Below are 17529 nucleotides of genomic sequence, written 5' to 3' on the forward strand. Positions count from 1 at the left end.
CGCTTCAGCACCGAGATGGCCAGCACCGCGATCGGGATCGACGCGCTCACCGTGAGGCCGGCACGCAGACCCAGGTAGACCGTCGACGCGCCGAACAGGAGGCCGAACAGCGCACCGAGCAGGACGGCTTTCGCCGTGAACTCCGGCGGCGTCTGGTCCGCTGGCACGTAGGGGGTGAAGGTCGGATCGGCCATGCGGCGACGTATAACCCAAGTCGACCGGCAATCCCAAGCCGGAGCTTCCGCTATCATGGCCGGGATGTCCGACATCGAGCGGGCCCGGACAGCGGGTGACCATGTCTCGGAGCTCACGACAGCGCGTCTGTCCGTGTACCTGCGCTGCCTCGACGCCCTGGATGCCGCGGGCGTCAACACCGTGTCGTCGCTCGGTCTGGCGTCCCAGTTCCAGTTGAACGCACCGCAGATCAGGAAGGACCTCGCGCACTTCGGCGAGTTCGGCATTCGCGGCGTGGGGTACTACGTGAAGGATCTGAAGCGACACCTGCGCCAGATTCTCGGCCTCGATCGCAGCATCAAGGTGGTGATCGTCGGGGCTGGCAACCTCGGACTCGCCCTGGCCGACTATGCGGGCTTCCGCAAGGACGGCTTCGACGTGGTCGCGCTGCTCGACACGGCGCGCGACAAGGTGGGGCAGTACTCGCGCAGCGGCGTGCCGATCCGGCACGCGCGCGACCTCGAACGACTTGTCGAGCGTGAGCGTATCGACATCGCGGTGATCTGCGTGCCGGGTGAGGCAGCGCAGGGCTCGGTCGACGCCGTGGTCGCGGCCGGCGTGCGCGCGATTCTCAACTTTTCTGCCGGTAACCTGCGTGTGCCGCCTCAGGTGAAACTGAAGGACATGGACCTCACCGTGACGTTCGAAAGCCTGTCGTTCTTCCTGGCGAACGGACATCTCGATGTCTGAGCGCACGCCTGTCGCATTGACGCACGCCGACGCTGCCGGGCGCGTGCGCATGGTGGACGTGTCAGACAAGCCCATCACGTCGCGTGTCGCTGTCGCGCGCGGTTTCGTGCGGGTCTCCGCCGCCGCGCGACGGCTGATGCGCGCCGGCGCGCTGAAGAAGGGCGACCCCCTCCAGGCCGCGCGTCTGGCCGGGATCATGGCGGCCAAGCAGACCGCCACCATCGTGCCGCTCTGTCATCCGCTCGCCCTGAGCGGGGTACGCGTCGACGTGGAACCGGCGCGCGGCGGCATCGCCATCGAGGCTACCGTGCGCACCACCGGTCAGACGGGCGTCGAGATGGAAGCACTCACGGCGGTCGCCGTCGCGGGACTCACGGTGTACGACATGCTCAAGGCCGCTGACAGCGCGATGGTCATCGAGCGGATCAGACTCGTGGAGAAGCGCGGCGGGACGTCGGGAGACGTCACGTCCACATCAGGCGCCGATCGTACGCCCGCGCGTCGTCGCCGGAACGGAGGAATTCGCCATGCCCGTTGATGCCGCAGCCCCTCGATCGCACCAGCGCCGCGTCCTGTCGTCGGTTCCCGGCCGCATTCGCACGCTCGCGCAACTGCCGGCTGACTTGCTGCGCGAGTACCCCAGGCCCGAGTTCCTCCAGCAATGCGGGCCTGACGGTGTGAGGCCGCGCTCGACGGCTGCCTTCGTCGAGCGGGCGCGCGCCGTCGGGCTCGCGCTCGACGACATGGGGATGGCGCCGGGCGATCGCATCGCGATCATGTCCGAGACACGGCAGGAATGGCTCGTCGCCGATCTGGGCATCATCACGGCGCGACTGGTGACGGTGCCGATCTATCCCACGGTCCCGGCACAGCAGGCGAGCTTCATCCTGCAGGACGCCGGTGCCCGCGGGGTGTTCGTGTCCGATGTGAAGCAGGCCGAGAAGATCCTGAGCGTGCGGCATCTGTTGCCGGAACTCGAGTTCATCGCGGTGTTCACCGACGAAGTCCCGCCGTCGGCGGCGCGCGACAGTCATTCCGTCCTGCGCTTCGAGGCCGTCGTCGAACGCGGACGGGCCCGCGCTGCCGATGCGGAGGCCGTGGCGCGATACGAGACCGGCATCGACGCCGTGCGGCCGGAAGACCTGTTCACGATCATCTACACGTCTGGCACCACCGGCGAGCCGAAGGGCGTGATGCTGACGCACGACAACGTCATGTCGAACGTCCTCGCGGTGATCCCCGTGCTCGGCCTGACGCGTGAGGACGTGGCGCTCAGCTATCTGCCACTGAGCCACGTGTTCGAGCGGATGGTCACGTATCTCTACCTCTATGAAGGCGTGATGGTCTGTCACGCCGAGTCGCTCGAGACGCTCGCGCGCGACATGCAGGCCGTGCGGCCGACGGTGATGACGGGTGTGCCGCGCGTGTACGAGAAGCTGTACGCGCGGATCACCGAAGCGGCGGCTTCCGGCCCCGCGTTCCGCCGGCACCTGTTCGACTGGGCGGTCCGCGTTGGCAGCGATGGAGCCGCCGCGAAGCGTGCCGGCGCGGCATCGTCGATGCTGGGCCGGATGCGGGAGTCGGTGGCCGACAGTCTCGTGGCCTCGAAGATTCGCGCACGCGTCGGCGGACGCTTACGCGTGGCCGTGTCTGGCAGCGCGCCGCTGCCGGTGCATATCGCCGAGTTCTTCCATGCCATCGGTCTGCCGCTCATCGAAGGGTACGGGCTGACGGAGACGTCGCCGGTGATCACCGTCAATCCGCTCGACGCGCCGCGCTTCGGTAGCGTGGGCTGCGCGGTGGATCGCGTGGAAGTGGCCATCGCCGACGATGGCGAGATCCTCACGCGCGGACCGCACGTGATGAAGGGGTACTGGAAACGGCCCGCCGAGACCGCTGCGGTGCTGCAGCCCGACGGCTGGTTCCACACGGGCGATATCGGCACGCTCGGCGACGACGGCTATCTCACGATCACCGATCGCAAGAAGGAACTGCTCGTCACCTCCGGCGGCAAGAAGATCGCGCCGGCGCCGATCGAGGCGCTGCTGAAGCGGCATCCGCTCGTCGCGGAGGCCATGATCGTGGGCGAAGGGCGCAACTTCCCGGCCGTGCTGATCGTGCCCGACTTCCCGGCGCTCGAGCATCGCCTGAAGGTGCTCGGCCGTCCGTCGGGCACGCGCGAGGCGCTTGTCGAGCGCGAGGACGTGCTGTCGCTCTTCCAGGAAGTGATCGAGCCGCTGAACAGGGATCTGGCGCAGTTCGAGCGGCTCAAGAAGGTGGCGCTGCTGCCCACCGAGTTCGGCATCGCGACGGGGGAATTGACACCCACTCTCAAGTTGCGGCGCCGTGTCGTACTCGATCGTTGGCAGGCGGTCGTCGATCGGTTATACGAGATCGTGTGAGCGATGACGGATGCGTCGCGGTCCGCATGCCCGGACCGTTCGCTCGACCATCAGCGGGGCGCGGCCGTGGCGCCGGCCCTCGACTCGAGAGAGGAATCAGATGAGCGCGAAGGTCTACGAGGCCATCAACGATCAGGTCAACAACGAACTGTCCGCATCGCACAGCTATCTCGCGATGTCGGGCGTGTGCGAGGACCTCAATTTTCCCGGAGCGGCGCACTGGTTCCGCGTCCAGAGCGACGAGGAGCGCGGGCACGCCCTGCGCCTGTTCGACTTCATCCAGGCGCGGAACTACCGCGTGTCGCTGCGCAAGATCTCCGTCGAGACGGCGCACGCCACGACGCTGCTCGACGTGTTCAAGGCGTCGCTGGCGCAGGAAGAGCAGGTGAGCGCGCAAATCGACGCGCTCTACGACCTCGCGATGCGGGAGAAGGATTTCGCCGCCGTCGTCGAGATGCAGTGGTTCGTGACCGAGCAGGTCGAAGAAGAGAAGTCGGCGCGAGACGTCATCGCCAAATTGGCGATGGCGGGCAGCGATGCACCCGCACTGCTCGAGATCGATCGCGAACTCGGTGCGCGTGCGGCTGCCGGTGCCGGGGGAGGCAAGCCGGGCACCGGCGCGTAGCTGGGCGAGGGGTAGCTACGGGAAGATCTGCGCGGTCGGCAGTGGCCACCAGCGCAGCTGCACCTTGCCGATGATGTACTTCTTGGGGACCGACCCCCAGTGGCGGCTGTCGGAACTGTTGTTCCGATGGTCGCCCATCACGAAGTAGTACCCTTCCTGAATCTCCTGTGGACCCCAGTCGTCGTGTCCGCGATACTCGCTCGGCACGTACGCATCGTCGATCTGCTCGTCGTTGACGAAGACCCGGCCGTCGACGATGCGCACGCGATCCCCCTCCTCGGCGATCACGCGCTTGACGCACGACTTGTCGGGATCCACCGGATACCAGAGCATCACGATGTCGCCGCGATGCGGTTCACCGAGCTTGTAGATCGCCTTGTTGACGATGAGGCGATCGCGATCCTCGAGCGTGGGGGACATGCTCTGGCCTTCGACGCGCGCCACCTGGAAGCCGAACGTGACGATCAGCGTGGCGTAGACCGCGGCCGATGCCAGCGTCTTGAACCACGTGAACGCTTCCTCGGCGGTCCGCGCCCAGATCGACGGACGACGAACCTCGGCGGTCGCGGCGCGCAGGGCGGCGTCGGCCGCCTGCGCGGTGACGGGCGGGACGACGGGCGTGTACCCGGACGGCGGATTCGGTCCGACGGCAGGCGGGAACCCCGAGGTGGCCGCGCCCTGCAGCGGGAGGTCCGTCAGATCTGCAGGTACTCTCGCAGCCGCTTGGTCTGCGCGCGGCTGACCGGGATCTCCGTCGATCGCGCGTCCCGCATCCTCAGGATGAAATTCCGGCTGAACCAGGGGACTATCTCCTTGATTTTGTTGATGTTGACCAGGTACGACCGGTGCACCCGCCAGAAGACGTGCTCATCCAGCTGGGCCTGCAGTTCGTCCAGGGTCCGGTAGTTGGACGCCCCGGTCACCTGACTGGCTACGACGGAAACCTCGTCCTCGTTCACCGACGCATAGACGAGGTCGTCAGCCGGCACCAGCATCATACGGTCGCTCACCTTCACGACCAGCTGCGTCCGGCGTGCCTGTCGCGCAGCGAGCGCCTGGACGATCCGGGCGAGCGCCGCGGGCGACACCTCGTCGGACCGTACCGATGCCAGGCGCTGGCGCGCCCGTGTCAGGGTCTGGGCCAGGCGCGGGGCTTCGATGGGCTTCAGCAGGTAGTCGATGGCGTTCATCTGGAACGCGTCGACGGCGTACTGGTCGAACGCCGTCACGAAGACGACGTGGGGCGACGATTGCCGCAGGGCCGCGTGGCGCGCCACTTCGAATCCCGTCAGTCCCGGCATCTGGATGTCGAGGAAGACGACGTCGGGTTCCAGGTCCTCGAGCATGTCGAGCGCGGCCACGCCGTTGTCGGCCTGGCCGACGACCTCCACGTCGCCGGCCTGCGACAGAAGGAAGCACAACTCCTCGCGGGCCGGCTGCTCATCGTCGACGACAAGGGCGCTGAGCGTCATCTCACGCCTGCCGCTGCGGGAAGGAGGACATCAGGGATCTCCAGTCGAACCTGGGTCCCGTGCCCCGGCTCGCTCGAAATGGCCAGTCGGCCGTGCATGCCGTAGATGACGCGCAGGCGTTCCGAGATGTTCGCCAGGCCGATGCCCATGTGCGTGTGGGAACCGATGCGATCGGTCTGGATGCCGAGGCCGTTGTCGATCACTTCGAGGACCGTGGTCGCGCCCTCGCGGTGCGAGCGAAGGGTGATGCGCCGTTGGCCCATCTTGTCGGCGAACCCGTGCTTGATCGAGTTCTCGACGAGCGGCTGCAGAATCATGCTCGGGACCACGACGTCCAGTGTCGCCGGATCGAGATCCTTGTCGACGCAGAGCGACGGTCCGAAACGGACGCACTCGATGTCGAGGTATTCGTCGACGGCCGTGAGCTCGTCGCGCAGGGGAATGAAGTGGTCGTGGGCCCGCAGGCGCCGGCGCAGCAGGCCCGCCAGCCTGTTGATCAGCATGCGCGCCGTGTCCGGCCGCGTCCTGATGAGCGACGAGATCGACGTCAGCGTGTTGAACAGGAAGTGCGGGTTCATCTGGCTGGTGAGCGCTTCGATGCGTGCTTCGAGCAGGAGGGCCTCCTGTTCCTGAAGCTTGTGCTCGATGCGCGCCGAGTTCCAGATCTTGATGGGAATGGCGACTGTCAGCGTCGTGGCCATCAGGACGACGATGAGCATGGTGACCGGCTGGGCAGGGAAATAGAACAGGCGTTCGATGCCGTAACGGTGCCCGAGGATCTGCCGCAGGATCTCGAGCGCGATCGGCGCCGCGATGAGCAGCATCTGCCAATCGACCTCGAACCGCCGCACCAGCTTCCACAGGTAGCGGAACAGACCGGTGAGGACGAACGGCGAGAAGTGCCAGATGGCGTCCTTGGGGCAGATCTCGCGCAGGCCGCCGCCCGCGAAGCCACAACCGACGTAGAGGGGGATGGCAATCCACTCGCCGCCGGCGAGCGCCGTCAGGCCGACCATCAGCCCGACGATGGCGCCGGCGTAGGGCCCGGCGACCAGCCCCGCGAGATAGGCGCCGCCGAGCGAGACGTCAGCGGCGTGGTACCCGAGCAGCAGCCGGCTGGCCACGCCCGCTGCGAGCGGCACGCCGAGCGCGCCCATGAACTTCAGGCGTTCCGGCCAGTCGCGCCGCTCAGTCAGCAGCAGGGTCCGGAACCGCCGGAACCGTACCAGCATCGTCGACAGCGCCGCGATACCCGCGAGCTGGACGATCAGCGTGACGAGCAGATACTGCTCCGCAGAGAGAAACCGCGGCTCGTGGAGCACACCGCAGTGTAGCTGACGGCAACCGGCAATCGGCAACCGGCAACCGGGGCAGCGCGCGGGCCGGATGTCCGGCGGTCCTGCCGTCGTCCCGGTTGCCGGTTTGCCGGTTGCCCGTTGCCGGCGCCCGCCTTGTTGTTACAATGTCCCAATGATTCGTCCCTGGATCGTCGGGTTCAAGACCACGTTCGGGCACATGTTCAAGAAGCCCGTCACCGTGAACTACCCGGACGAGAAGGTCCCGATGTTCCCGAAGTGGCGCGGCAAGCAGGTGTTGATGCGCGACGAGAACGGGCTGGAGAAGTGCGTGGCCTGCGGCCTGTGCGCGGTGGCGTGTCCGGCCGACGCGATCTACCTCGAGGCCGCCGAGAACGACGGCAGCGTGCAGGCAGGCCCGCGGTACGCGCGGACCTACCAGATCCACAAGACGCGGTGCATCTTCTGCGGCTACTGCGAGGAAGCCTGCCCCGTGTCTGCCATCTTCATGGGCAAGGACTACGAGCTCGCCGTGTACAGCAAGGACGACTTCGTGTGGGACAAGGAAGACCTCCTGGTGCCCCTCTCCAGCCGGTGACCCAAGCCTTTCTCGACGCCCTGCGCGATCGGGTGCTCATTGGCGATGGTGCCATGGGCACTCAGCTCTATACCCGTGGTGTCTTCCTCAATCGCGCGTTCGAAGACCTCAACCTGACCGACAGCGACCTGGTGGGCGACGTCCACAGGGCGTACGTTCGCGCCGGAGCCGAGGTCGTCGAGACCAATACCTTCGGCGCCAATCGCCTGAAGCTCGCCAGCTTCGGCCTGGCCGAGAAGGTTCACGCGATCAATGTCGCCGGCGCCCGCATCGCGCGCCACGCGGCGCGCGAGTCAGCGTGGGTGGCTGGTTCGATCGGCCCGCTCGGCGTGCGCGTGGAACCGTGGGGCAAGACGGGACTCGACGAGGCCGAGTTGCTGTTCGCCGAACAGGCGGCCGGCCTGGCCGAGGGCGGCGTGGACCTGTTCATCCTCGAAACGTTCCGCGACGTGAACGAACTCGGCGCCGCGATTCGTGCGATTCGCGGCATCAGCCCGCAGCCGATCGTCGCCATGCTCACGACGGGGGAGGATGGCAACACGCTCGACGGCACGCCCGTGGAGCAGGTGGGGCCGCAACTGGTGGTGTTCGGCGCCGACGTCATCGGTGTCAACTGCAGCGTAGGTCCGGCGGCGATGCTTGACACCGTCGAGCGGTTGGCCAAGGCGGTGCCCGGCGCCCTCCTCGCGGCGATGCCCAACGCGGGCAAGCCGCGCGACGTCGACGGCCGCAACCTGTATCTCTGCTCGCCCGACTACATGGCGTCGTACGCGCGGCGCTTCGCGCACGCCGGTGTACGGCTCATCGGCGGCTGCTGCGGGACCACACCGGCCCACGTCAAGCAGATCGCGCACGCCGTCCACGCACTGGCGGCACCGATGCGTCAGGCGTCGCCGTCGCGCGACGTCCCGGCCGATCCACGCGTGGTGGTGACGCCAGTGCCGGTCCAGATGCGATCGCGCCTGGCAAACGCGCTGCAACATGGTCGCTTCGTCACGGGGATCGAACTCGTGGCGCCGGCGGGTTTCGGGCACGCGCGCATCGCCGATCAGGCGCGTGACGCGCGCATCAACGGCCTCGACGTGGTGCTCGTGAGCGACAGCGCGACGAGCCGCGCGCGCATGAGTGCACTGGCGAGCGCCGTCACGGTGGAGCAGCACGCCGGCGTCGAGACGATCCTGCAGTACTGCTGTCGCGATCACAGTCTGCACGCGATGCAGGGCGACCTGCTCGGCGCGCACGCCCTCGGCCTGCGCAACCTGCTGCTCGTGACGGGACGTCCGTTGCGCCACAGCGAATATCCCGACGCGACGGGGGTGTTCGACGTCGATTCCATCGGTCTCACCAACGTGGCCGCGCGCTTCAACAGGGGAGAGGACGTCGGCGGACAGGCGATCGGCGAACCGACGGCCTTCCACATCGGTGTGGCGGCCAACCCGACGGCCGTGATGCCGGAGCGCGAGTTGTCGCGGTACCGGTACAAGATCGACGCCGGTGCCGACTTCGTGGTGATGGGACCGGTTTACGACGTCGATGCACTGCGCCGATTCCTCGACGAGACGGCCGATCGTCGCGTGCCCGTGCTGGCGATCGTCCGCGCGTTCGACAGCGCTCGCCAGGCCGAGCAGCTTGCCAACGAAGAACCCGGCGTCTCGGTACCAGAGGCATTGGTGGCACGGATGGCTGATGCGGACCGTGAGGGGCGCGCCGAAGACGAGGCGCTGGCGATCGCCCGCGAGGTCGCCGCGGCGATTCGTCCGCTGGTTGCCGGCCTCATCGTGTCCGGCGTGAGCGGCGACATCGCGCGCACTCTCGCCATCCTCGCACCGGGGATGCCCGAGAAGGAACCGGCGCTGACGCCTGTGGCGACCGAGTCTCACGCCGCGCAAATCGGCCGTGGTTGACGTGGTAGACTTGCCCGACTGTTTCCCCGTGGGAGTCCATTGATGGCACTGTTCCGAGACGATCGGGCGACCGGCGAAGACGACGAGCTTCTGCAGGGCGACGCCGCCACGCGCGCGCTGTCGGTCACCGCCGTCGAGAACGATTTCGTCGAGAAGGTCTACGAGCGCCTTGCGAGCGTGTACGACCTCACCTTCGGCCCCACGCTGCACCCCGGTCGCGTCCAGGCGCTGCAGCGGATGCAGATCCACCCCGGAGACCGGATTCTCGAAGTCGGCGTCGGCACAGGCATCAACTGCTCGATGTACCCGAGCGACACGGAGATCACCGGCATCGACTTCTCGGCTGGGATGCTGGAGAAGGCGCGCGAACGCGTAGCGCGGAAAGGTGTGACCAACGTCCGCCTCCTCCAGATGGATGCCCAGGATCTCAAGTTCGAGGACAACAGCTTCGACATCGTCTACGCGCCGTACCTGATCAGCGTCGTCCCCGATCCGGTGAAGGTCGCGCAGGAGATGCGGCGGGTGTGCAAGCCCGGCGGGCGCATCATCTTCCTCAACCACTTCCTCAGCCCCAACAAGCTGCTGTCGAAGGCCGAGCGGATGATTTCGCCGATGATGGTCCACATCGGCTTCAAGTCGGACCTCGACCTGCCGGCCTTCCTCGCTCAGGCCAGCCTGCAGCCGGTGTCGATCGAGAAGGTCAACATCCCGCGCATCTGGTCGCTGGTCACCTGCATCAAGAATTGACGCGAAGCCGGCAACGGGCAACCGGCTCCTTCTCAGTCACCCGTCATCGCGACATCGCGGCATGTCCGGCATCGGGCATGACCACCCCGCGCACGCGTTCCATGAGCGCGTCCACCTGCGCGTCGGTCGGGTTCGCGAGAGGTGCGCGCGCCCGGCCGACGGGGACACCGAGGCGTGCCATGAGCGCCTTGGCCGTGCCCAGGTAGCCTGTTGCCGCGATGGCGTCGACGAGGGCGATCGATTGCGACTGCAAGCGCTGCGCCTCGGTCATGTCGCCCCGCTCGAACGCGGCGATCAACGCGCGATAGAGCCCCGGCGCGAAGTTGTACGTCGAGCCGACGCCGCCGCGCGCACCGGTGGCCAGCGCACCGAGCAGGCTCTCGTCCACACCCCACGGCAGGTCCGCCCGATCACCCGTCACGTCAAGGCATCGCCGATAGGCGATGAGATCGGGGTTGGTGAACTTGATGCCCGCGAAGTTCGGGATGCGCGTCATCGCCTCCGGCAGGAAGCGATCCATCGGCAGCGCCACGCCCGTGAGCGCGGGAATGTCGTAGAAGTAGAAGGGCAGATCCGTCGCCTCGGCGGCGATCGCCGCGCACCAGTCGACGAGGGCCGTCACGCTGGCAGGTTTGAAGTACGACGGCGCCATGGCGCTCGTCGCGGCGAGGCCCAGGGATGCCGCGTGTCGCGCGAGGACCCGAGCATCGCCGATCGCGTTGCCGCCGACGTGCGCGATTACCGTGACGCCGTGAGCAGGTCCTGCGTCTGCCCACGCGTCGTACAATGCGAGACGTTCGGCGTGCGTGAGGGAATGACACTCGCCGGTCGATCCCGAGATGAACACGGTGCGGATGCTGCGCGCGGCGAGGAACGCCGCCTGCACCGGCACCACATCCACCGCGAGTGCTCCATCGTCGGCAAACGGCGTGTGCGTGGCGGCGACGAGATCGTGAAGTGGACCGCTCAGGAACATGGCCATCAGTGCACCACCGGTACGACGCCTTCGCGATAGCGCGGCTGGATGAAGAGGACGAGGACGACCGAGAGCACCGCGGCGCTCGCGAAGACGCCGAAGATGCCGAAGAGCGGGACGCCTCGGTCGCGCATCAGGCCGAAGCCCCAGTCGGCGAACCCGCCGCAACTGATGCTCACGAAGTTCATGATGCCGTAGCCTGTGGCGCGCAGTTCCGGGCGTGCCACCTGACACAGGATGGGCATGTTGTTGGCGTCGAAGAAGCCCCACCCGAGTCCGAACAGCAGCAGGAACGCGATCGCCACCCAGAGTACTCCCGTTTGCGGGGCGTAGCCGACGCCGAACATCGCCGGGACGATCATGGCCATGCCGATCGCACTCACGTGGATGCGGCCGCGTTCAGTCCGCTGCATCCATCTGTCGGCGAGCCAGCCTCCGACGACGGCGCCGACCATCGCGGCCAGTTGCCAGTACAGCGTGGCGGAGACGCCGGCCAGGCCCTGCCCGATGGCGAACTCCGCCTTCAGGATGGCGGGCATCCAGTCGCGGACGACCCAGCCCGCCAGTGCCGGGAGCGTGAAGTACAGCACCAGCAGGACGAACGACCTGTTGCCGAGCAGTTCGCGCAGCGCAGTGCCGGGCGTCAGGCCGGCAGTGTGCGGCTCGCCGTCGGGTCGGGATGGATTGCGCAGCAGCAGGAACAGCGGCAGTGCGTAGAGCACGCCGATGAGGCCGCACAACTCGAAGGCCCACCGCCAGCCGAGTGACGGATGGTCGGCGGCGTACCCCCCGAAGCCGCCGATGATCACGCCCATGTAGATGCCCATCTGGTGGAAACCCACGGCGCGCGAACGCGTGTGCCCGCGATGGACGTCGGCGATGAGCGCCAGCGCGGCGGGGATGTACAGCGCCTCGCTGATGCCCATGAAGGCACGCGTGAAGAGCAGACCTTCGTACGTGGTCACATGGCCCGTCATCCACGTGACGATCGACCACACGAGCAGGCTGCCCGCGATCACGTGGCGACGGCTGTACCTGTCGGCCACGTATCCGCCGATCGGGCTCACGCAGGCATAGACCCACTTGAACAGCGCGAGGATGGCGCCCCATCGCGCCTCGAGGCCGATCTCCGGGATGTCGTGCATTACGGAGAACTTCATCGACGCCAGCATCTGGCGGTCGAGATAGTTCAGGAGCGCGACGGGGACGAGCAGGCCGACAACGATCCAGGCGTACCGGGTGTGCGAGGACGATGAGAGCGATGCGTCAGACACCGGTGACCTGTTGCGCCTGCGCGGCGATGCCGGGGGATGTCGGCAGGACGAGAGCGGAGAGCGGATGGCGCATTGACAGTGATCCTCTTGCGCGCATCGACGCGCGCAGCGCGATGCATATCACAGCACGGCACCGAGTTCAGCGAGTGGCATCGACCAGCGCCACGTCGTAGAGCCGGAACAGCGGATCGCTGCTGACGACGGTGAGGCCATCGACGCGCGCTGTTGCCACGATCAGTCGATCGAACGGATCGCGATGGTGCGGGGGCAACTCGTGGACGGCCTCGGCGTGTGCAAACGACACGGCCAGCATGCGAAAGCCAGCCTGCTCGACGGCGACTGTTGGTGTCCGCGTGGTCTCCAGCTTGCCCAGTGCCACCTTGATCGTGATCTCCCACGCTGATGCCGCACTGACGAAGACCACGGCGGCGTCATGGATGGCGCCGCGGGCCGTCTTTCCGAGTCGCTTGTCGTTGGCGTCCCACCAGATCAGCGTTTCGGTGTCGAGCAGCAGGGACTTCACGTCCGCCGGCCTTCGAAGGCGTCGAGCAGGCCCTCCGGCAAGGGCTCGTTGAAGTCGCCGCGCACGCGCCACTGGCCCTTGCCACGCCCCGCCACACGGCGCACGGGAGGAGCCAGCGGAACGAGTCGCGCTCGCGGCTCGCCGTTGCGCGCGATGACGATTTCCTCACCGCGAGCCGCGCGATCGACCAGCTCTGGCAGTCGCGCCTTCGCCTCAGCGATGTTGACGGATTCGAGGACACTCATGATGGTCAGGATGGTCAATCAGAGTGTGGCATCAGATGGTCAGGATGGTCAATCCATGCCTACAGCATGGCGCTGAGCATGCCGGCGGCGACGTCGGCGCCGTTGACGAGGGGGCGTTCGGCCGGGCGCGACTGGGCGAGGAGGGTGGCGATCGGTTCGTCCCACCGCTCGGTGGCGAGCGTGGTATTGGAGATGTGCGCGCATCGCATGACGGCGGGCATCTGCGCCACCATCACCGGGTACTCGCGGAATCTGCCGCGGTCGGTGTAGAGCAGGGCCGTGTCGTTGGCCACGCACTCGGACACGATGCCGTATCCGGGCTTGGAAACGACGACGTCACACGCGGCGACGAGATCCTCGTAGCGCAGGCCAAGCATCGTCAGGCGCTCGCGATCCGCATGGATGGCATCGGCAGGGGCGTCGAGTGGCGAGTGCGTTGCCCCCGCCGACAACACCAGACGATACGGCGCGTCGTAGTGGTGGGCGAGCGTCATATCAGCAACGCCATACCCGCCGAACGAGATGAGCGCAAGGGGACGGCTGTCGCCGGCACCGAGACGCCGGCGGATGTCTGCGGGATCCAGCTGCGAGCGACGCGCGATCCACGGGAAGTCGAGGACCGTCGTCACCGACGCGAAGCCGCCCGCCATCGGCAGACGCCACGCGGCAGCCGCGTGCGCGTACCGCGCGGCAAGCCGGGTGGGGAGGGCGTCGTAATCCTGGTGATCGGACGCGAAATCCTCGTAGATCCAGTCCCACGTGAAGTTCGCGAGCAGGACGGCGGGGATGCCGGCCAGGTGCGCGGCGGTACACGGCATGGCGGGTGCGTCGCACACCACCACGCGCACGCCTCGATCGCGGAACGTTGTCGCGAGTTCCACGGCCGCGACATCCGCACCGGCTTCGAATCGTGTCGCGGCGTCGAGTGTCGCGGGGATGTCGACGATCAGGCTGTCGCGCTGGATCGCGCCAGAGTCGACAGCCTGCTCGACGATCGTCGCGGGCACGCGGAGAGTGCGATCGAGCAGCCAGCGCGACGCGCGTGTGAAGACGTGAATCGGCTGCTCGCAACACAGGGCGCCGAACGCGTTGATGACTTCGACCTGTCGACTGGCATGGCCGAAGCCGTGTCCCGAGATGCAGAACGCGACAGCCACGCGTCAGCCGGCGACGACGGGTTCGGCAGGCGCGGCTGGCGTGTCTGACGATGCCTGCGGCTCGATCGGACCCAGCGCGATCGCGACGACCTCCTCGAACGTGGCCACCGGCCTGAACGTCATCTCGCGACGTGCCTCAGGCGAGAGCTCGTCGAGGTCGTCCTCGTTCTGCGCCGGCAGGATCATCGTCTTGATACCCTGCCGCCTGGCGGCGAGCGCCTTCTCCTTGATGCCGCCCACGGGCAGCACGAGTCCGCTCAGCGTGATCTCGCCGGTCATCGCGACGTCTGGTGTCACCGGCGTCTGACGTGCCGCCGATAGGATCGCCGTCGCCATCGTCACGCCCGCCGACGGACCGTCCTTGGGGATGGCCCCCGCGGGCACGTGCAGGTGGAGATCGTGCGTGCCGAAGAGATCGGTGGGGATGCCGAGGGCGTCGGCGCGCGAGCGCACGTGACTCAGCGCCGCGCGTGCCGACTCCTGCATCACGCTGCCGAGTTGTCCCGTGAGTACGAGCTGACCCTTGCCGCCGGGAAGCAGCGTCGCTTCGACATACAGCACGTCGCCACCGGTTTCGGTCCACGCCAGCCCGGTGACCACGCCGGGACGCGACAGCCTGAACGGCGCATCGTTCTTGATCTTCGGCGGACCGAGATACTCGGGCACGTCTGCGGCGTTCACGACAAACGGCGCGTCGAGCGCGACGACCGGCGTCACGACCACGTCCGCCGCTGGTGGTGCCGCCGCGTCAGCTGTAATCGGAGTTGCATTGGTGACCTCTGCCACACCCGGTGCTGCCTGCCCGGTTGCCGGTGGCCGGGTGCCTGTTGCCGGCGCTTCCTGCCCGGTTGCCGGTGGCCGGGCGTCCGTTGCTGGCGCTTCCTGCCCGGTTGCCGGTGGCCGGGCGCCCGTTGCCGGCGCTTCCTGATCGGTTGCCGGTTGCCCGTTGCCGGTTGCCGGTGTTGCCTGCCCGGTGCCCGACTCGGCCTGGCGCGCGGTCTCCACTCCCGCCACGCGCGCGGCGAGCTTGCGTGCAATCGTCCCGATCTGCCGTTCGAGCCCGCGTACGCCGGCTTCCCGCGTGTACTCGCGGAGCACGCGGCTCAGCGCGCCGTCGGTGAGGTCGAGGCCGTCCTCGGGCAGGCCGTGCTCCTTCATCTGCCGCGGCACCAGATACCGCCGCGCGATGTGCGCCTTGTCCTCCTCGGTGTAGCCGCTCAGGCTGATGATCTCCATGCGATCGAGCAGCGCCGGGTGCACTGAGGACAGATTGTTCGCCGTGGCGATGAACAGCACCTTCGACAGGTCCACCGGTACTTCGATGTAGTGGTCGCGGAACGTATGGTTCTGCGCCGGATCGAGCACCTCCAGCATCGCCGACGCCGGATCACCGGAGAAGCCGCCGGGCTGCATCTTGTCGATTTCGTCGAGCATGAACACGGGGTTCATGGAGCCGGCCTGCTTCAGGGCCTGCACGAGCCGACCGGGCATCGATCCGATGTAGGTGCGTCGATGCCCACGAATCTCCGCCTCGTCGCGCACGCCGCCGAGCGAGATGCGCACGAACTTCCGGTTCATCGCACGGGCGATCGACTGGCCGAGCGACGTCTTGCCCACGCCCGGAGGGCCGGCGAAGCACAGAATCGGGCCCTTCATGTCGTTCTTCAGCTTCCGCACCGCGAGGTACTCGACGATGCGGTCCTTGATCTTGTCGAGATCGTAGTGATCCTCGTCGAGCACGACGCGCGCGGCGCGCGGATCGAGACGGTCCTCGGTCGTCACGCTCCACGGGACCTCGAGCAGCCAGTCGAGGTACGTGCGGAGCATCTGATACTCGGGCGACGCCTGCGACATGCGCTCGAGGCGGTCCACCTCGCGCATGGCCTGCTTGAGGACCGCATCGGGCAGCTTCGCATCGTCGATCCGCTTGCGCAGTTCGGCGATCTCCTGGCCTTCCTCTTCGCCGAGCTCGGACTGGATCGCCTTGAGCTGCTGGCGCAGGTAGTACTGCCGCTGCGCGTCGCTCATCTCCTGCTGCGCCTGCGACTCGATCTTGCCCTTGAGTTCGAGGAGTTCCACCTCGCGCTTGAGCGCCGACGTGATCGCGCTCAGTTTCACGCGAAGGTCGTCCTGCTCGAGGAGGAGTTGCTTGTCCTCGGGCTTCATGTCGATGAGCGTGGCCAGCAGGTAGACCAGCCGCAGCGGCTCGTCGATGCCAGACACGATCGATCGCAGGTCGGGCGACAGGCCCGTGGCCAGCGAGAACGCCTTCTCGACGAGGTCGCGGAGCGAGCGCAGGTAGGCGTCGATCTCGAGGCCCGAGGCGTCTGGCTCCGGCGCCGGAGAGATGGCGGCGTCCATGACGTTGCCGTCGCGCGTCACCTCGTCGAGACGCACGCGCGACACGCCCTCGACCAGAATCTGCAGGCCCATCGCGCCCTTGGCCATCTGGCGGATGACGGCCACGGTGCCGACCTTGCGGAGCTGGTTCGGCTGAGGGTCGTCGGCGTCGCCCACCTGCATCACCAGCACGAGCATGCGGTCGCCGGCGAGGGCGCGATTCACGGCATCCACCGACACCGCGCGGTTCACCGCGAGCGGCTGGACCGTCAGCGGGAACACGACGGTGCTGCGCAGCGGGAGCACCGGCAGGCGCGAGGGCAGCTGAGGTTCCTGTGGTTCCTGGACGTTGGCGTCTGCCACGTGTGGTCGTCTCCAAGAGCGGGGCTCCGGCCCGATGCCGGCCCCTGAAAGGTTTGACGCGCGAACCCCGTCAGGCGTCTCGCGTCGCGACCCTGCCGAAAGGCCAGTCTATCAGCCGGCCGGCGCGCGTTATCATGCCGGCATGTTCACCATGCGTCCGGCGCCTGGGGAATGCGGGGCGTACTTCGTGCGCTACGTCGCCTGCATCGGCGACGGCGAGTGGCAGGCGCGCCTCGACGCGCAGCCGGCCGACTACCGCGCGCTGCTGGCGGGCGTGGACGATGACACGGCGGCGCTGCCGCTGGCGCCGGGGAAGTGGTCGCTGCTCGACGTGATGGGCCATGTGGCGGACACCGAGCGCGTGTTCGCGTTCCGCCTGCTCTGGTTCGCGCGCGGCGACGGGGCGCCGCTCCCGGGATTCGATCAGGATGCCTGGGCGTCGCAGACCGCGGGCCATCCGCGTACGCTCGCCGGCCTCCTCGACGATTTCGAGGCCGTGCGCCACTCGACACTCACGCTGTTGCGGGGCCTGCCGGACGAGGTCGCCGACCGCCGGGGCGTGGCGAGCGACACGCCCCTGTCGGTGCGCGCGCTCGCCTGGCTCATCCCCGGCCACGCCGAGCATCATCTGCGGCTGCTGGCAAATTCCGGCAACGGGCAACCGGCAACGGGCAACCGGTAGCT

The 17529-nt window shown here is 67.6% G+C and carries 18 protein-coding genes; 8 read left to right on the forward strand and 10 right to left on the reverse strand.

From position 1 onward, the window contains the following. On the reverse strand, positions 1-194 hold a 194-nt coding region (locus IT182_12090; GenBank protein ID MCC6164079.1), incomplete at its 3' end, for an OPT/YSL family transporter. Between the two features lie 64 nt (positions 195-258). Between IT182_12090 and IT182_12095 the strand changes: the two genes are divergently transcribed. The 4 genes from IT182_12095 to IT182_12110 all read left to right on the forward strand — a co-directional run bounded on the left by IT182_12095 (position 259) and on the right by IT182_12110 (position 3951). Beyond that, positions 259-924, forward strand: coding sequence for a redox-sensing transcriptional repressor Rex (locus IT182_12095; GenBank protein MCC6164080.1), 666 nt, complete (start codon positions 259-261; stop codon positions 922-924). After that, positions 917-1462: a cyclic pyranopterin monophosphate synthase MoaC gene (gene moaC, locus IT182_12100; GenBank protein ID MCC6164081.1), complete on the forward strand. Its 546-nt coding sequence runs from the start codon at positions 917-919 to the stop codon at positions 1460-1462. The genes IT182_12095 and moaC overlap by 8 nt, the downstream gene beginning before the upstream one ends. Then, complete coding sequence (locus IT182_12105; protein MCC6164082.1) at positions 1452-3326, forward strand: long-chain fatty acid--CoA ligase; 1875 nt, start codon at positions 1452-1454, stop codon at positions 3324-3326. The genes moaC and IT182_12105 overlap by 11 nt, the downstream gene beginning before the upstream one ends. A gap of 100 nt (positions 3327-3426) precedes the next feature. Beyond that, complete coding sequence (locus IT182_12110) at positions 3427-3951, forward strand: ferritin (GenBank protein ID MCC6164083.1); 525 nt, start codon at positions 3427-3429, stop codon at positions 3949-3951. A 15-nt stretch (positions 3952-3966) separates the two neighbouring features. Here the strand turns inward: IT182_12110 and lepB are convergent, their stop codons facing one another. The 3 genes from lepB to IT182_12125 form a co-directional block, all read right to left on the reverse strand. Beyond that, positions 3967-4527: a signal peptidase I gene (gene lepB, locus IT182_12115; protein MCC6164084.1), complete on the reverse strand. Its 561-nt coding sequence runs from the start codon at positions 4525-4527 to the stop codon at positions 3967-3969. A gap of 119 nt (positions 4528-4646) precedes the next feature. Continuing rightward, positions 4647-5423 (reverse strand): response regulator transcription factor, encoded by a 777-nt coding sequence (locus tag IT182_12120; GenBank protein MCC6164085.1) that lies wholly within the window; start codon positions 5421-5423, stop codon positions 4647-4649. After that, a complete protein-coding gene (locus IT182_12125) occupies positions 5420-6745 on the reverse strand; it encodes a histidine kinase (protein MCC6164086.1) in 1326 nt (441 codons plus the stop codon). The genes IT182_12120 and IT182_12125 overlap by 4 nt, the downstream gene beginning before the upstream one ends. Positions 6746-6893: 148 nt before the next feature. Between IT182_12125 and nuoI the strand changes: the two genes are divergently transcribed. From nuoI to IT182_12140, 3 genes are read left to right on the forward strand one after another with little or no spacing between them, the layout of a single operon-like run. After that, entirely contained in the window at positions 6894-7316 is a 423-nt protein-coding gene (gene nuoI / locus IT182_12130; protein MCC6164087.1) for an NADH-quinone oxidoreductase subunit NuoI, read from the forward strand. Further along, the gene (locus IT182_12135) at positions 7313-9220 is read left to right on the forward strand and encodes a bifunctional homocysteine S-methyltransferase/methylenetetrahydrofolate reductase (protein ID MCC6164088.1); all 1908 of its coding nucleotides are present in this window, start codon (positions 7313-7315) and stop codon (positions 9218-9220) included. The genes nuoI and IT182_12135 overlap by 4 nt, the downstream gene beginning before the upstream one ends. A gap of 42 nt (positions 9221-9262) precedes the next feature. After that, entirely contained in the window at positions 9263-9967 is a 705-nt protein-coding gene (locus IT182_12140) for a methyltransferase domain-containing protein (protein ID MCC6164089.1), read from the forward strand. 43 nt (positions 9968-10010) lie between these two features. On the opposite strand, the gene IT182_12145 is transcribed toward IT182_12140, so the two are convergent. The 6 genes from IT182_12145 to lon all read right to left on the reverse strand — a co-directional run bounded on the left by IT182_12145 (position 10011) and on the right by lon (position 16845). After that, complete coding sequence (locus tag IT182_12145; protein ID MCC6164090.1) at positions 10011-10949, reverse strand: dihydrodipicolinate synthase family protein; 939 nt, start codon at positions 10947-10949, stop codon at positions 10011-10013. Continuing rightward, positions 10949-12115, reverse strand: a complete 1167-nt coding sequence (locus IT182_12150; GenBank protein MCC6164091.1) for an MFS transporter — start codon at positions 12113-12115, stop codon at positions 10949-10951. Before IT182_12150 ends, IT182_12145 begins: the two co-directional genes overlap by 1 nt. Positions 12116-12356: 241 nt before the next feature. Further along, entirely contained in the window at positions 12357-12740 is a 384-nt protein-coding gene (locus IT182_12155; protein MCC6164092.1) for a type II toxin-antitoxin system VapC family toxin, read from the reverse strand. Further along, complete coding sequence (locus tag IT182_12160) at positions 12737-12985, reverse strand: type II toxin-antitoxin system prevent-host-death family antitoxin (protein ID MCC6164093.1); 249 nt, start codon at positions 12983-12985, stop codon at positions 12737-12739. The genes IT182_12155 and IT182_12160 overlap by 4 nt, the downstream gene beginning before the upstream one ends. Positions 12986-13044: 59 nt before the next feature. Then, complete coding sequence (locus IT182_12165) at positions 13045-14142, reverse strand: hypothetical protein (protein ID MCC6164094.1); 1098 nt, start codon at positions 14140-14142, stop codon at positions 13045-13047. A gap of 3 nt (positions 14143-14145) precedes the next feature. Next, positions 14146-16845, reverse strand: a complete 2700-nt coding sequence (lon, locus tag IT182_12170; GenBank protein ID MCC6164095.1) for an endopeptidase La — start codon at positions 16843-16845, stop codon at positions 14146-14148. 142 nt (positions 16846-16987) lie between these two features. On the opposite strand from lon, the gene IT182_12175 reads away from it, so the two are divergent. After that, the gene (locus tag IT182_12175) at positions 16988-17527 is read left to right on the forward strand and encodes a DinB family protein (protein ID MCC6164096.1); all 540 of its coding nucleotides are present in this window, start codon (positions 16988-16990) and stop codon (positions 17525-17527) included. Positions 17528-17529 lie beyond the last annotated feature (2 nt).

It is taken from the genome of Acidobacteriota bacterium (assembly GCA_020845575.1).
In the GTDB taxonomy this organism is placed as follows: Bacteria; Acidobacteriota; Vicinamibacteria; order Vicinamibacterales; family Vicinamibacteraceae; genus Luteitalea.

What these genes read in the sequence shown, in the direction of transcription:
- IT182_12095 (MCC6164080.1), top strand. Translation starts at nt 259, where the DNA reads ATGTCCGACATCGAGCGGGCCCGGACAGCGGGTGACCATGTCTCGGAG.
- moaC (MCC6164081.1), top strand. Translation starts at nt 917, where the DNA reads ATGTCTGAGCGCACGCCTGTCGCATTGACGCACGCCGACGCTGCCGGG.
- IT182_12105 (MCC6164082.1), top strand. Translation starts at nt 1,452, where the DNA reads ATGCCCGTTGATGCCGCAGCCCCTCGATCGCACCAGCGCCGCGTCCTG.
- IT182_12110 (MCC6164083.1), top strand. Translation starts at nt 3,427, where the DNA reads ATGAGCGCGAAGGTCTACGAGGCCATCAACGATCAGGTCAACAACGAA.
- IT182_12120 (MCC6164085.1), bottom strand. Translation starts at nt 5,423, where the DNA reads ATGACGCTCAGCGCCCTTGTCGTCGACGATGAGCAGCCGGCCCGCGAG.
- nuoI (MCC6164087.1), top strand. Translation starts at nt 6,894, where the DNA reads ATGATTCGTCCCTGGATCGTCGGGTTCAAGACCACGTTCGGGCACATG.
- IT182_12140 (MCC6164089.1), top strand. Translation starts at nt 9,263, where the DNA reads ATGGCACTGTTCCGAGACGATCGGGCGACCGGCGAAGACGACGAGCTT.
- IT182_12145 (MCC6164090.1), bottom strand. Translation starts at nt 10,949, where the DNA reads ATGGCCATGTTCCTGAGCGGTCCACTTCACGATCTCGTCGCCGCCACG.
- IT182_12150 (MCC6164091.1), bottom strand. Translation starts at nt 12,115, where the DNA reads ATGCTGGCGTCGATGAAGTTCTCCGTAATGCACGACATCCCGGAGATC.
- IT182_12160 (MCC6164093.1), bottom strand. Translation starts at nt 12,985, where the DNA reads ATGAGTGTCCTCGAATCCGTCAACATCGCTGAGGCGAAGGCGCGACTG.
- IT182_12175 (MCC6164096.1), top strand. Translation starts at nt 16,988, where the DNA reads ATGTTCACCATGCGTCCGGCGCCTGGGGAATGCGGGGCGTACTTCGTG.